Here is a 14,015-nt window from a genome sequence, read left to right as displayed (position 1 = left end):
ACAGTCAGCCACGTGCCCTCAACCTCTGAGACCCTACTGGAACTGCGCGACGTCGACTTCGGCTACGGCGATCGGCTCGTCCTGTCCGGCCTGAACATGCGCTTCCCGCGCGGTCAGGTGGTGGCAGTCATGGGCGGTTCCGGTGGCGGAAAAACGACAGTGCTGCGCTTGATCGGCGGCCTCGTTCGCGCCCAGCGCGGCCAGGTGCTGTTCGGCGGGCAGGACGTCGGCGCGCAATCGCGCGACGGCCTCTACGCCCTGCGCCGCAAGATGGGCATGCTCTTCCAGTTCGGCGCGCTCTTCACCGACATGTCGGTATTCGAGAACGTGGCTTTCGCGCTGCGCGAGCACACCGATCTTCCCGAAGAGCTGATCCGCGACCTCGTGCTCATGAAGCTCAACGCCGTCGGCCTGCGCGGCGCGCGCGACCTCGCGCCGTCGGAAATCTCGGGTGGCATGGCGCGCCGCGTCGCGCTCGCCCGCGCCATCGCGCTCGACCCCGAACTCATGATGTACGACGAGCCGTTCGCGGGTCTCGACCCGATTTCGCTCGGCATCACCGCGAACCTCATCCGCACGCTCAACGACGCGCTCGGCGCGACCTCGATCCTCGTCACGCACGACGTGCCCGAGTCGTTCGCGATCGCCGACTACGTGTATTTCATGGCGAACGGCCGGGTGCAGGCGCAGGGCACGCCCGACGAGCTGCGCGCCTCGACCGATCCGATCGTGCGCCAGTTCATCGACGGCGCGCCGGACGGCCCGTTCCGGTTCCATTACCCGTCGAACCAGCCGCTCGCAGCGGACTTCGGCATCGGCGGAGGCCACTCATGATCGGCGCCATCAGCTCGATCGGGCGCACGGTGCTCGAGACCATCGCGCGCGCAGGGCATGCCACGCGTTTTTTCGTGCGCCTCGTTCTCGAATTCTTCCCGCTGCTGCGCCGGCCACGCCTTGTCACGAAGCAGATCCACTTCGTCGGTAATTATTCGCTGTTGATCATTGCCGTGTCGGGCCTTTTCGTGGGCTTCGTGCTTGGCCTGCAGGGCTACTACACGCTCAACCGCTACGGCTCCGAGCAGGCGCTCGGGCTGCTGGTCGCGCTCTCGCTCGTGCGTGAACTCGGGCCCGTCGTCACCGCGCTGTTGTTCGCGGGCCGCGCAGGCACCTCGCTCACGGCCGAGATCGGCCTCATGAAAGCGGGCGAACAGCTCACCGCCATGGAAATGATGGCCGTGGACCCCGTGCGCGTGGTGGTCGCGCCGCGCATGTGGGCGGGCGTGATCGCCATGCCGATCCTCGCGGCTATCTTCAGCGCGGTCGGCATTCTGGGCGGCTACGTGGTCGGCGTGCTGCTGATCGGCGTGGACGCCGGCGCGTTCTGGTCGCAAATGCAGGGCGGCGTGGACGTCTGGGCAGACGTGGGCAACGGCGTGATGAAGAGCATCGTGTTCGGCTTCGCCGTGACCTTCACCGCGCTCTATCAGGGCTACGAGGCGAAGCCCACGCCTGAAGGCGTGTCGCGCGCGACCACGAAGACGGTCGTGTACGCGTCGCTCGCGGTGCTCGGCCTCGACTTCCTGCTCACCGCGCTGATGTTCAGCTAAAGACGCCGGGCAGTGACCCGGCCGCGCGGCGCGCGTATCAGCGTCGCCGCAACGGATTCTCATTGGGATGACGATGAAAAAGAATGCTCTCGACTTTTGGGTCGGCCTGTTTGTGGTGCTGGGCTTTATCGCGCTGCTGTTCCTTGCGCTGAAGGCCGGCAACATGAGTTCGCTGTCGTTCCAGTCCACCTACCCGGTGAAGCTCAAGTTCGACAATATCGGCGGACTCAAGCCGCGTGCGCCGGTGAAGAGCGCCGGCGTGACCGTGGGCCGCGTGGCTTCGATCGGCTTCGACTCCAACACCTACCAGGCGCTGGTGACGATCAACCTCGACCAGCAGTACCAGTTTCCGAAGGACACGTCGGCGAAGATCCTGACGTCCGGCCTGCTCGGCGAGCAGTACATCGGACTCGAGCCGGGCGGCGACTCGGAAATGCTCAAGGCCGGCGACACCATCTCGATGACGCAGTCGGCCATCGTGCTCGAAAACCTGATCGGCCAGTTCCTCTATAGCAAGGCGGCCGATTCGGGCGCCGCCAAGCCGTCCAGCGGCGCGAGCACGGATGCGGCGCCTGCTGCGGCACCCGCGCCGGCCCCGGCACCGGCGGCTTCGGCGGCCCAATAAGAAGGAGAACAAGAATGACGACCATACGCATGCGCGCCATTACGATTGGCGTCGCAGCGCTTGCACTCGGGGGCTGTTCGACGGTGCAGACGCCGTCCAAGGACGATCCGTGGGAAGGCTTCAACCGCACGATCTACACGTTCAACGACAAGGTTGACACGTACGCGCTCAAGCCGGTGGCGCAGGGCTATGTGAAGGTCACGCCGCAGCCTGTGCGTGACAGCGTGACGAACTTCTTCGCGAACATTGGTGACGTTTACAACGCGGCGAACAACTTCCTGCAGTTGAAGATCACCGACGGTGTCGAGGACATCATGCGGATCGTGATCAACACGGTCTTCGGCCTGGGCGGCCTGTTCGACGTCGCGACGCTCGCGAAGCTGCCCAAGCACAACCAGGACTTCGGTCTCACGCTCGGTCATTATGGCGTGCCGCCGGGCCCGTACCTCGTGCTGCCGCTGTTCGGTCCGAGCACGGTGCGTGACGGCGTGGGCCTCGTGCCCAACTACTTCATCAATCCGCTCACCTATGTGGATCCGGCCGCGCTCTCGTGGGGCCTCTACGGCCTGAACGTGGTGAGCACGCGCGCCAATCTGCTGGGCGCGAGCGATTTGCTCGAAGGCGCGGCGATCGACAAGTATTCGTTCATCCGCAACGCCTATTTGCAGCGCCGCCGCTATCTGCTGTCGGATGGCCGTGCGTCTGACAACAATCTGCCGGATTACGGCGATGGCGCGCCGCTGCCGAAGTACGACGACACCGACGAAGGCGCGGCGCCTGGCGCGGCGGCGCCCGCGTCGGGCGCGGCTACCGGTGCCGCGGTCCCCGCTTCGGGCTCCGCGCGAGCGGCTACGCCTAACGCGGCGAGCATGGCGCCCGCGTACCCCAACGGCGAGACGACCGCTCCGGCCACGCCGGAAAGTCCGGCCGGCGCCTCGGCGCCGGTGGGCGCGTCGGGAACCACCGTGCCCGGCGACCAGATGATCCCGCCTGCGCGCATCGGCTTCCCGGGCATGCTGCGTCTGCGTTGAGCGCCGCGCTCCGGCCGGGCGTTGCGCAATGCACCGCCTCGCCGGAGCGTTCTTCTGGCATAAACGTCTGACGTAACAAGCAGAAACGCTTGTCGCACTTTGCTGTCAGTTTTTGACATAGCGAGATACAACTCGCGTGCTATCGTTGGCTCCAACGGGGCGATGTCCCCCAACTAGCAGGACTGGATATGAAAAAATTCTTTCTGTACCCGTTTTTCGCCATGTTTTTTTCGTTTGCCGGCGGCGCGTTCGCTCAAACGGTAGACACCAGCAATCCCGACGCGATGATCCAGACGGTCACGCAGCAGGTCATGAGCCAGATCAAGGGTGACAAGTCCATCCAGTCCGGCGACATCAGCAAGATCACGCAGCTCGTCAACGAAAAGATCCTGCCGTACACCGACTTCCGCCGCACCACGCAGCTCGCGATGGGCCGCAACTGGCGCACCGCCACGCCGGAGCAGCAGCAACAGGTCATCGAGCAGTTCAAGACGCTGCTCATCCGCACGTACTCGGGCGCGCTCGCCCAGGTGCGCGACCAGGAGATCCAGTACAAGCCGTTCCGCGCGAACCCGGACGACACCGACGTCGTGGTCCGTTCGACGGTCGTGAACGGCGGCCAGCCGATCGAGCTCGACTATCGCCTGTACAAGACGCCGCAAGGCTGGCGCGTGTATGACATCAACGTGCTTGGCGCATGGCTCATCCAGGCGTACCAGCAGCAGTTCCAGGAGAAGATTCAGCAAGGCGGCGTGGACGGCCTGATCCAGTTCCTCACGCAGCGTAACCAGCAACTCGCTTCGGGCAAGGCGACCTCGTGAGCGAGCGCTTCGCCACCGGCGCAAACCTGACCCATGAGAGCGCGAAGGCCGCGCTCTCGGCCGGGTTTGCGCAAATCTCAGCGGGCGCAACCGCCGTGGACTGCGCCGCGCTCACCCAGTTCGATTCGTCGGCGCTCGCCGTGCTGATCGCCTGGCAGCGTGCCGCGCATGAGCGCGGCGCTTCGCTTGCCGTGCTCAATTTGCCCCCCGCGCTCGCGTCTCTCGCGCGCGCCTACGGCGTCGATTCGCTCCTCGACGAGCGACATTGACCCGCGTCGCCTGGCCGGACGATTGTGTTCGAGCGGCATATCGCCACACTGCTGCCGCACAGCCAGGCTGACGCACTTCCCCCTCCAGGGCCAGGCCGTGCTTTCCGACTTGGCCTATAATCAACCGTTTTTTGGGCGCTGCCTCGGCGCAAAAAGCACGGCTTGGCAGGTAAAAAGCGTGCACTGAGACAGCAAAGCCGGCCTCGTAAGCCGTCCCCAATTCCGGTCTTCCCCGCAGCATTGATGCACTCTTGAGCCGCGCCGTTCGCAAACGGGCGGCGTATTAGTCATGCCAGCCATAGAAATCCGTAACGTCAAGAAGCGCTACAAATCGCTTCAGGCGCTCAAGGGCGTCAGCTTCACGGTCGAAGACGGCGAGTTCTTCGGGCTGCTCGGCCCGAACGGCGCGGGCAAGACGACGCTCATCAGCATTCTTGCCGGCCTCGCGCGCGCAGACGAGGGCTCGATCGCCGTGCGTGGTCACGATGTCGTCGCCGACTACCGCAACGCACGCCGCAATCTGGGCGTCGTGCCGCAGGAACTGGTGTTCGATCCGTTCTTCACCGTGCGCGAGACGCTGCGCATCCAGTCCGGCTACTTCGGTCTGCGCAATAACGACGCGTGGATCGACGAAGTCATGGCCAATCTCGACCTCACCGAGAAAGCCGACGTGAACATGCGCGCGCTGTCGGGCGGCATGAAGCGCCGCGTGCTGGTTGCGCAGGCGCTCGTGCATCGTCCGCCCGTGATCGTGCTCGACGAGCCCACCGCCGGCGTGGACGTGGAACTGCGCCAGACGCTCTGGAAGTTCATCGCGCGCCTGAACCGCGAAGGGCACACCATCGTGCTCACCACGCACTATCTCGAAGAAGCCGAGCAGTTGTGCGACCGCATCGCCATGCTGCGGCGCGGCGAGATGGTCGCGCTCGAGCGCACGACGGCGCTGCTGCAGCGCTTCGCGGGCACGCAGCTTTTCCTGCGTTTCTCGGAAGGCGTGCTGCCGAGCGATCTGCGCGCGCTCGAAGTCGATCCGTCCAACGCCAGCGCACACCAGCACCTGCTGCGCCTCGCGAGTTACGACGACGTGGAGCGCATTCTCGCGAAGTGCCGCGCGAACGGCTGCAAGCTCGAAGAAGTGGAAGTGCGCAAGGCCGATCTGGAGGATGTCTTTGTGCAGGTGATGAACGGTCCTGAAGTGCTCGAGGGTCTCGCATGAGCGGTTTCCGTACGCTGTTCTACAAGGAAGTGCTGCGCTTCTGGAAGGTCGCTTTCCAGACCGTGCTCGCACCCGTCATTACCGCGCTGCTCTATCTCACGATCTTCGGCCACGCGCTGCGCGGCCACGTGGAGGTGTACCCGGGCGTGGAGTACACGAGCTTCCTGATTCCCGGCCTCGTGATGATGAGCGTGCTGCAGAACGCCTTCGCGAATAGCTCGTCGTCGCTGATCCAGTCGAAGATCACGGGCAATCTCGTATTCGTTCTATTGCCGCCGCTCGCCGCATGGGAGATGTTTGGAGCCTACGTGCTCGCCTCGATCGTGCGCGGCCTCGCCGTTGGCGCGGGCGTGTTCGTCGTGACGATCTGGTTCATTCCGATGAGCTTCGCCGCACCGTTCTACATCATCGCTTTCGCGGTGCTCGGCTCGGCGATCCTCGGCACGCTCGGCCTGATCGCCGGGATCTGGGCGGAGAAGTTCGACCAGCTCGCGGCGTTTCAGAACTTTCTCATCATGCCGCTCACGTTTCTTTCGGGCGTGTTTTATTCGACGCATACGCTGCCGCCCGTGTGGCGCGAGGTGTCGCGGCTCAATCCGTTCTTCTACATGATCGATGGCTTTCGCTTTGGGTTCTTCGGCCTGTCCGATATCAATCCGCTCGTGAGCCTTTCGATCGTTTTCGTGTTTTTCGTGGCGCTTGCCACGCTCGCCATGCGTTTGCTCGCGAGCGGGTACAAGCTGCGTCACTAAGCAGGAGCCATACTCATGTTGCCGACTCCGGAACAGATCAAGCAGTACATCTCGGCAGGGCTCGCGTGCGAGCACCTCGAAGTCGAAGGCGATGGCCAGCACTTCTTCGCGACGATCGTCTCCTCAGCATTCGACGGCAAGCGCTTGATCCAGCGCCATCAGCTCGTCTACGCGGCGCTCGGCGACCGCATGCGCGAGGAAATCCACGCGCTCAGCATGAAGACGCTCACGCCCGCCGAATGGCAGAACGCATAATCTGGAATCTCAGTGCGAATTACCCAGGACAAAGACGCCGCCGCGAGCGGCGCAGCTCAACATCAAGCGACCCAGCAAGCCGGCCGCACCGATCAGGAAACCTCAGGCATGGATAAACTCGTCATCGTCGGCGGGCAGAAGCTCGCAGGGGAAGTGGTTGTTTCCGGTGCGAAGAATGCGGCGCTGCCCATCCTCTGCGCAGGCCTTCTGAGCGCCGAGCCCGTTCATCTCGACAACGTGCCTGACCTCCAGGACGTGCGCACCACGCTCAAGCTGCTCAATCAGATGGGCGTGCGCACCGAGCAGGACGGCCACCGCGTGCAACTCGACGCCTCGAAGGTGAACAACCTCGTGGCGCCGTACGAGCTCGTGAAGACCATGCGCGCGTCGATCCTCGTGCTCGGGCCGCTCGTCGCGCGCTTTGGCGAGGCGAAGGTGTCGCTGCCGGGCGGCTGCGCGATCGGCGCGCGCCCCGTGGACCAGCACATCAAGGGCCTGCAGGCAATGGGCGCCGAGATCAACATCGAGCACGGCTTCATCGAGGCGCGCGCGAAGCGCCTGAAGGGCGCGCGCATCGTCACCGACATGATCACGGTCACCGGCACGGAAAACCTGCTGATGGCCGCCGTACTCGCCGAGGGCGAAACGGTGATCGAAAACGCCGCGCGCGAACCCGAAGTGGGCGACCTCGCGCACCTGCTCGTGGCAATGGGCGCGAAGATCGAAGGCATCGGCACCGACCGCCTCGTCATTCAGGGCGTGGACAAGCTCCACGGCGCGCACCACACGGTCATTCCCGACCGGATCGAAGCGGGCACGTTCCTGTGCGCGGTCGCGGCCGCGGGCGGCGACGTCACGCTGCGTCACGTGCGTCCGCACATTCTCGATGCCGTCACCGACAAGCTGCGCGAAGCGGGCGTGACGATCGAAGAGGGCGACGACTGGATGCGCGTGCGCATGCACGAGCGCGCGCGTGCCGTGAACCTGCGCACGTCCGAATACCCGGCGTTCCCGACCGACATGCAGGCGCAGTTCATGGCGCTCAACACGATCGCGGACGGCACCTCGCAGGTCGTCGAGACGATCTTCGAGAACCGCTTCATGCACGTTCAGGAACTGAACCGCCTCGGCGCTCACATCACGATCGACGGCAAGACGGCGCTCGTCGCCGGCGTCGAAAAGCTCTCGGGCGCGAAGGTGATGGCAACCGACCTGCGCGCTTCGGCAAGCCTCGTGATCGCAGGCCTGTGCGCCGACGGCGAAACGCTGATCGACCGCATCTATCACCTCGACCGCGGCTATGACCGCATGGAGGCGAAGCTCACGAAGATCGGCGCGAACGTGAAGCGGATCAAGGGGAGTGCGGCATGAGCACCGTCGAGTCCAAGCCCACGCCAGCGGCCGCGGCCAGCGCGCCGCTGACGCTTGCGCTCTCGAAGGGCCGCATCTTCGAAGAGACGATGCCGCTGCTCGCCGCGGCCGGCGTGCATGTGACCGAAGACCCGGAAACCTCGCGCAAGCTGATCCTGCCGACCACCGACCCGAACCTGCGCGTGATCATCGTGCGCGCCACCGACGTGCCCACCTACGTGGAGTACGGTGCGGCCGACTTTGGCGTGGCGGGCAAGGACGTGCTCAACGAGCACGGCGGCGGCGGGCTGTATCAGCCGATCGATCTCGACATCGCGCGCTGCCGTCTTTCGGTGGCCGTGAAGGCGGGCTTTGATTACGCGAATGCGGTGCGCCAGGGCGCGCGCCTGCGCGTGGCGACCAAGTACACGGAAGCCGCGCGCGAGCACTTCGCGGCCAAGGGCGTGCACGTCGACCTCATCAAGCTGTACGGCTCGATGGAACTCGCGCCGCTCGTGGGTCTCGCGGATGCGATTGTCGACCTCGTCAGCACGGGCGGCACGCTGCGCGCGAACAATCTGGTCGAGGTGGAAGAGATCATGGAGATCTCGTCGCGCCTCGTCGTGAATCAGGCGGCGCTCAAGCTCAAGCGCGCCGCGCTGCGGCCCATCATCGACGCGTTCGAACGCGCGTCGCGCGGCGCGCAGTCGGCCTGAACAGGCTGGCCGAGTCGAAAGCAACGAGCACTAAGGGCAGGCGCAATGACGCGCCGCCTCGCGCGCGGCGCATCTCAAAAGGCGTGGCGCGCACAACGTAACGGATGGATACCAGCATGGCTATCACGATGCGCAAACTCGATTCCAGCGCCGAAGGCTTCAAGAAGGCGCTGCACGCGGTGCTCGCCTTCGAGGCGAGCGAGGACGAGGCCATCGAGCGCTCCGTCGCGCAGATTCTGGCCGATGTGAAGGCGCGCGGCGACGCCGCCGTGCTCGACTACACGAACCGCTTCGACCGCCTCACCGCGACGAGCGTCGCAGCGCTCGAACTGCCGTTTTCCGAACTCGAAGCGGCGCTGGAGAGCCTCGAGCCCAAGCAGCGCGCGGCGCTCGAAGCGGCGGCGGCGCGCGTGCGCGGCTACCACGAGAAGCAGCGCATCGAGTGCGGCTCGCATAGCTGGCAGTACACCGAAGCGGATGGCACGGTGCTCGGCCAAAAGGTCACGCCGCTCGACCGCGTAGGCCTTTATGTTCCTGGCGGCAAGGCCGCGTATCCGTCGTCCGTGCTGATGAATGCGATTCCCGCGCGGGTGGCGGGCGTGCGCGAAATCATCATGGTCGTGCCCACGCCCGACGGCGTGAAGAACCCGCTCGTGCTGGCGGCGGCGCTGCTCGGCGGCGTCGATCGTGTGTTCACGATCGGCGGTGCGCAGGCCGTGGCCGCGCTCGCGTACGGCACGAACACGATTCCGCCCGTCGACAAGATCTGCGGGCCGGGCAACGCCTACGTCGCTTCGGCCAAGCGCCGCGTGTTCGGCACGGTTGGCATCGACATGATCGCGGGCCCCTCGGAAATTCTTGTGATCTGCGACGGCACGACCGATCCGCGCTGGGTGGCCATGGACCTGTTCTCGCAGGCCGAGCACGACGAGCTCGCGCAGTCCATCTTGCTGTGCCCGGACGAAGGCTTCATCAAGCGCGTGGAAGACGCCATCGCCGAATTGCTGCCCAGCATGCCGCGCGCCGAAGTCATTGCCACGTCGCTCACGAACCGCGGCGCGCTCGTGAAGGTGCGCGACATGGCGGAGGCCTGCGCCATCGCCAACGAGATCGCGCCGGAGCACCTCGAAATCTCGGCGCTGGAGCCGCAGAAGTGGGGCGCCGAAATTCGCCACGCGGGCGCGATCTTCCTTGGCCGCTACACGAGCGAAAGCCTCGGCGACTACTGCGCTGGGCCGAATCACGTGCTGCCTACGTCTCGTACCGCACGTTTCTCCTCGCCGCTCGGCGTCTATGATTTCATCAAGCGTTCGAGCCTCATCGAAGTCAGCGCGGAAGGCGCGCAGACGCTCGGTGAGATTGCGGCCGAACTCGCCTATGGCGAGGGCCTGCAAGCGCACGCGCGCAGCGCCGAATTTCGCATGAAGCCGGTGTGAAGCACGCCTCACAACTTGCAGAAGCGGGTTGAATGAGCCGCCGCGCGGCATGGAGACGTTGCGCGACGGCAGGCCCCGCAAGTGTGCGCGTGTCGCAGTTTGCACCCGCCGTTCGACCCGTAGTGACCCACACGCAGCAGAGACCACGACGATAACCAGGGCCGCCGGCTTGCCGAGCGGTCCGTGCCGGCGGCCTCGCTTTTCGCGAGCCGCTTTTCGACATGACGACACCACAAGACATCATCCGTCGCGACGTGCTCGCGATGACGAGTTACCCCGTGCCCGACGCTTCCGGTTTTGTGAAGCTCGATGCGATGGAGAACCCGTTTGCACTGCCCGCCGACCTTGCAGAGCAACTGGGCGAACGCCTCGCGGCAGTCGCGCTGAACCGTTATCCCGCGCCGCGCCCCGAAGCGCTGATCGCCAAGCTCAAGCAGGTCATGCGCGTGCCGGCCGACTGCGATGTCCTGCTCGGCAACGGCTCGGACGAGATCATCAGCATGGTGACCACGGCGTGCGCGAAGCCGGGCGCGAAAGTGCTGGCGCCGGTGCCGGGCTTCGTCATGTATGCGATGTCGGCGAAGTTCGCGCAGGTCGAGTTCGTCGGCGTGCCGCTCAAGGCCGATTTCACGCTCGACCTCGAGGCGACGCTCGCGGCCATCGCGGAGCACACGCCGGCCGTGATCTGGCTGGCATATCCGAACAACCCCACGGGCACGCTGTTCGCCGACGCCGACATCGAGCGCGTGATCGCGGCCGCTGCGACGGCGAAGAGCCTCGTGGTGATCGACGAGGCCTACCAGCCGTTCGCGATGCAAAGCTGGATGCCGCGCGTGGGCGAGTTCGACAACGTGGTCGTAATGCGCACGATGTCGAAGCTTGGGCTCGCAGGCATACGCCTCGGCTATCTGGCCGGGCGTCCGACGTGGCTCAACGAGTTCGACAAGGTGCGTCCGCCGTACAACGTGAACGTGCTCACGCAGGCGGCCGCAGATCTGTTGCTCGACCATGTGGATGTGCTCGACGCGCAGGCCGCGCAATTGCGCGCACAGCGTGCAGCGCTCGCGGCCGAAGTGGCGAAACTTCCGGGCGCCCAGGTGTTCGAAAGCGCGGGCAATTTCCTGCTCGTGCGCGTGCCCGACGCGGCCGCGGTTTTTGACACGCTGCTGTCTGCCCGGATTCTGATCAAAAACGTGGGTAAAATGCACCCATTGCTTGCGAACTGTGTGCGCCTGACCGTTGGCACCCCCGACGAAAACGCACAATTGCTCGCTGCCCTGAAGCTCGTGCTCCGTTAAGCCGAAGCTTCGTTCTCCCACTCTCCTGTTACGGGCTGTTTGAAGGAAATTGCCATGCGCGTCGCGCAAGTCGTTCGCAACACCAGCGAAACGCAAATCCGCGTGAAACTCAATCTGGACGGCACCGGCGAGCAAAAGCTCGCGACCGGCGTGCCGTTTCTCGACCATATGCTCGACCAGATCGCACGACACGGTCTGATCGATCTGGAAGTCGAGGCGCATGGCGACACGCATATCGACGACCACCATACGGTGGAAGACGTCGGCATCACGCTCGGCCAGGCGGTGGCGCAGGCCATTGGCGACAAGAAGGGCATTCGCCGCTACGGTCACGCCTATGTGCCGCTCGACGAGGCGCTCTCGCGCGTCGTGATCGACTTCTCGGGCCGTCCGGGCCTCGAATTCCACGTGCCGTTCACGCGCGCGCGCATCGGCACGTTCGATGTCGACCTGTCGATCGAGTTCTTCCGCGGCTTCGTGAACCACGCCGGCGTGACGCTGCACATCGACAATCTGCGCGGTCTCAACGCGCACCATCAGATGGAAACCGTGTTCAAGGCATTCGGCCGCGCGCTGCGCCAGGCCGCCGAACTGGACGAACGTCAGGCGGGCAAGATTCCGTCGACGAAGGGCAGCCTCTAAGGGGCGCCTTGCACCGACCAGCAGGCGGGCAGCGCCGCGCGGACGCCGCAGGCGCATGCAGCATGCGCGCCACATTAGCCGTTCGGCTTATGGGCTTGCGCGCGCCAGGTGGCGTACATTGACGGCTTCGAAGGCAGATCAGGGCACATCGCGGCGCACTGGCGCCCACACAGCCAAGGGCAGGGCCTGCTGAGCAGGCCGGATTCGAGATGAAAACTTCAATTGCGATTGTGGATTATGGGATGGGCAACCTGCGTTCGGTGGCCCAGGCGCTGAGGCAGGCCGCACCGGAAGCCGACGTGGCTATCGTCGAGCGCCCCGAAGCGATCCGCGCGGCCGACCGCGTGGTGCTGCCGGGTCAGGGCGCGATGCCCGACTGCATGCGCAGCCTGGCGGAGTCGGGCCTGCAGGACGCCGTGCTCGAAGCCTCGCGCACGAAGCCGCTCATGGGCGTATGCGTGGGCGAGCAAATGCTGTTCGACTGGAGCGCGGAAGGCGACACGAAGGGCCTGGGGCTGTTGCCCGGCAAGGTCGTGCGCTTCGATCTGGAAGGCCAGTTGCAGGACGACGGCTCGCGCTTCAAGGTCCCGCAAATGGGCTGGAACCGCGTGCGCCAGGCGCGCGCCCACGCCCTGTGGGACGGCGTGCCCGACGAAAGCTTCTTTTACTTCGTGCACAGCTACTATGTGGTTCCGGCGGATGCGGCGCACACCGTGGGCGAAACGCCGTACGGCGCGGCCTTTACCTCGGCAGTGGCGCGGGATAACATCTTCGCCACCCAATTCCACCCGGAAAAGAGCGCCGCTGCGGGCTTGCGCGTCTATCGCAACTTCGTCCACTGGAACCCCTGAATTCCTGCGGCGCTGACGCTCGCAGCCGCCTTCGCGCACGAGCGCCGCGGCATACGACTTGCGTCAGCAAGGCCGCCGAAAGAGTTGTACTAAACTAGCGAAACGGCGTCGGATCGGGCCTTTTTTCCGCCGGCGCCGCAGACTTCAACCCCATTCCCAGACACACCCGAAGCTATGCTGCTGATTCCGGCCATCGATCTCAAAGACGGTCACTGCGTGCGCCTCAAACAAGGCGATATGGACCAGGCGACGATTTTCTCCGAGGAACCGGCGGCTATGGCCCGACATTGGGTCGAGCGCGGCGCGCGGCGCCTGCACCTCGTCGACCTGAACGGCGCGTTTGCCGGCAAGCCGAAGAACGAAGACGCGATTCGCGAGATCATCCGCGAAGTCGGCGACGAGATCCCCGTGCAGCTCGGCGGCGGCATCCGCGACCTCGACACCATCGAGCGTTATCTCGACGACGGCCTGTCCTATGTGATCATCGGCACCGCCGCCGTGAAGAATCCGGGCTTCCTCCAGGAAGCGTGCACGGCATTCGGGGGCCATATCATCGTCGGCCTCGACGCGAAAGACGGCAAAGTCGCGACCGACGGCTGGAGCAAGCTCACGGGCCACGAAGTCGTGGACCTCGCGCGCAAGTTCGAGGACTACGGCGTCGAGTCGATTATCTACACCGACATCGGCCGTGACGGCATGCTTCAGGGCATCAACATCGAAGCGACGGTGCGCCTCGCGCGTGCGGTGAAGATTCCGATCATCGCGAGCGGCGGTCTTTCCAACCTCGGCGACATCGACGCACTGTGCGAAGTCGAGGACGAAGGCGTGGAAGGCGTGATCTGCGGTCGCGCGATCTACTCGGGCGACCTCGATTTCGCCGCCGCGCAAACGCGCGCAGACAGCCTGCGCGAATCGGACGACGCGTAACGCGTCGAACGCCGGCCTCCGTAACGGGAGGCCTTTTGTTTTTGGTGCTGCGCCGCCATCTCCATTGGGACTGGCGCCCGCGCGGGATAATTTCGCCTAAAGGCGCAAGGCAAGCCGCAAAGCGCGCGACAATGGGCTGCGTGCCAGGCCCCAACCGGGGTCGGCAGCGTCCTCGCGAAAGCCGCTCGCCGCACTCACACCGACTCGCAACTTCGGCAA

The 14,015-nt window shown here is 65.1% G+C and carries 16 protein-coding genes; all 16 read left to right on the top strand.

The window, feature by feature from the left end; translation table 11 throughout:
• The first annotated feature begins 12 nt into the window (after positions 1-12).
• The 16 genes from U5A65_RS35470 (at position 13) to hisA (ending at position 13,796) form a co-directional block, all read left to right on the top strand.
• Entirely contained in the window at positions 13-834 is an 822-nt protein-coding gene (locus U5A65_RS35470; RefSeq protein ID WP_321938263.1) for an ABC transporter ATP-binding protein, read from the top strand.
• On the top strand, positions 831-1,607 hold the full coding sequence (gene mlaE, locus U5A65_RS35465) for a lipid asymmetry maintenance ABC transporter permease subunit MlaE (protein ID WP_321915897.1): 777 nt from the start codon (positions 831-833) through the stop codon (positions 1,605-1,607). The genes U5A65_RS35470 and mlaE overlap by 4 nt, the downstream gene beginning before the upstream one ends.
• Positions 1,608-1,680: 73 nt before the next feature.
• Positions 1,681-2,232, top strand: a complete 552-nt coding sequence (gene mlaD / locus U5A65_RS35460) for an outer membrane lipid asymmetry maintenance protein MlaD (RefSeq protein WP_321938266.1) — start codon at positions 1,681-1,683, stop codon at positions 2,230-2,232.
• 14 nt (positions 2,233-2,246) lie between these two features.
• Complete coding sequence (locus U5A65_RS35455) at positions 2,247-3,263, top strand: VacJ family lipoprotein (protein ID WP_321938268.1); 1,017 nt, start codon at positions 2,247-2,249, stop codon at positions 3,261-3,263.
• A gap of 188 nt (positions 3,264-3,451) precedes the next feature.
• On the top strand, positions 3,452-4,084 hold the full coding sequence (locus U5A65_RS35450; protein WP_321915894.1) for an ABC transporter substrate-binding protein: 633 nt from the start codon (positions 3,452-3,454) through the stop codon (positions 4,082-4,084).
• Positions 4,081-4,353, top strand: a complete 273-nt coding sequence (locus U5A65_RS35445) for a lipid asymmetry maintenance protein MlaB (RefSeq protein WP_321915893.1) — start codon at positions 4,081-4,083, stop codon at positions 4,351-4,353. Before U5A65_RS35450 ends, U5A65_RS35445 begins: the two co-directional genes overlap by 4 nt.
• A 289-nt stretch (positions 4,354-4,642) precedes the next feature.
• Complete coding sequence (locus U5A65_RS35440) at positions 4,643-5,569, top strand: ABC transporter ATP-binding protein (protein ID WP_321915892.1); 927 nt, start codon at positions 4,643-4,645, stop codon at positions 5,567-5,569.
• On the top strand, positions 5,566-6,321 hold the full coding sequence (locus U5A65_RS35435) for an ABC transporter permease (protein WP_321915891.1): 756 nt from the start codon (positions 5,566-5,568) through the stop codon (positions 6,319-6,321). The genes U5A65_RS35440 and U5A65_RS35435 overlap by 4 nt, the downstream gene beginning before the upstream one ends.
• 15 nt (positions 6,322-6,336) lie before the next feature.
• Positions 6,337-6,576 carry a BolA family protein gene (locus U5A65_RS35430; RefSeq protein ID WP_028206568.1) on the top strand — a complete coding sequence of 80 codons (240 nt, stop codon included), beginning with the start codon at positions 6,337-6,339 and terminating at the stop codon, positions 6,574-6,576.
• 108 nt (positions 6,577-6,684) lie between these two features.
• On the top strand, positions 6,685-7,947 hold the full coding sequence (gene murA, locus U5A65_RS35425) for a UDP-N-acetylglucosamine 1-carboxyvinyltransferase (protein ID WP_321915890.1): 1,263 nt from the start codon (positions 6,685-6,687) through the stop codon (positions 7,945-7,947).
• A complete protein-coding gene (hisG, locus tag U5A65_RS35420) occupies positions 7,944-8,642 on the top strand; it encodes an ATP phosphoribosyltransferase (protein ID WP_321915889.1) in 699 nt (232 codons plus the stop codon). The genes murA and hisG overlap by 4 nt, the downstream gene beginning before the upstream one ends.
• A 116-nt stretch (positions 8,643-8,758) precedes the next feature.
• Positions 8,759-10,078 (top strand): histidinol dehydrogenase, encoded by a 1,320-nt coding sequence (gene hisD, locus U5A65_RS35415; RefSeq protein WP_321915888.1) that lies wholly within the window; start codon positions 8,759-8,761, stop codon positions 10,076-10,078.
• A 221-nt stretch (positions 10,079-10,299) separates the two neighbouring features.
• Positions 10,300-11,376, top strand: a complete 1,077-nt coding sequence (gene hisC, locus U5A65_RS35410) for a histidinol-phosphate transaminase (RefSeq protein ID WP_321938270.1) — start codon at positions 10,300-10,302, stop codon at positions 11,374-11,376.
• Between the two features lie 54 nt (positions 11,377-11,430).
• The gene (hisB, locus tag U5A65_RS35405; RefSeq protein WP_028218451.1) at positions 11,431-12,018 is read left to right on the top strand and encodes an imidazoleglycerol-phosphate dehydratase HisB; all 588 of its coding nucleotides are present in this window, start codon (positions 11,431-11,433) and stop codon (positions 12,016-12,018) included.
• A 209-nt stretch (positions 12,019-12,227) separates the two neighbouring features.
• Positions 12,228-12,869, top strand: a complete 642-nt coding sequence (gene hisH, locus U5A65_RS35400; protein WP_158758746.1) for an imidazole glycerol phosphate synthase subunit HisH — start codon at positions 12,228-12,230, stop codon at positions 12,867-12,869.
• Between the two features lie 174 nt (positions 12,870-13,043).
• A complete protein-coding gene (hisA, locus tag U5A65_RS35395; protein ID WP_069268257.1) occupies positions 13,044-13,796 on the top strand; it encodes a 1-(5-phosphoribosyl)-5-[(5-phosphoribosylamino)methylideneamino]imidazole-4-carboxamide isomerase in 753 nt (250 codons plus the stop codon).
• The last annotated feature ends 219 nt before the right edge of the window (positions 13,797-14,015 follow it).

It is taken from the genome of Paraburkholderia sp. J10-1, assembly GCF_905220165.1.
Lineage (GTDB): Bacteria > Pseudomonadota > Gammaproteobacteria > Burkholderiales > Burkholderiaceae > Paraburkholderia.
The sequence above is the reverse complement of the archived record's forward strand: the minus strand, read 5'-3'. Positions and strand labels throughout refer to the sequence as shown.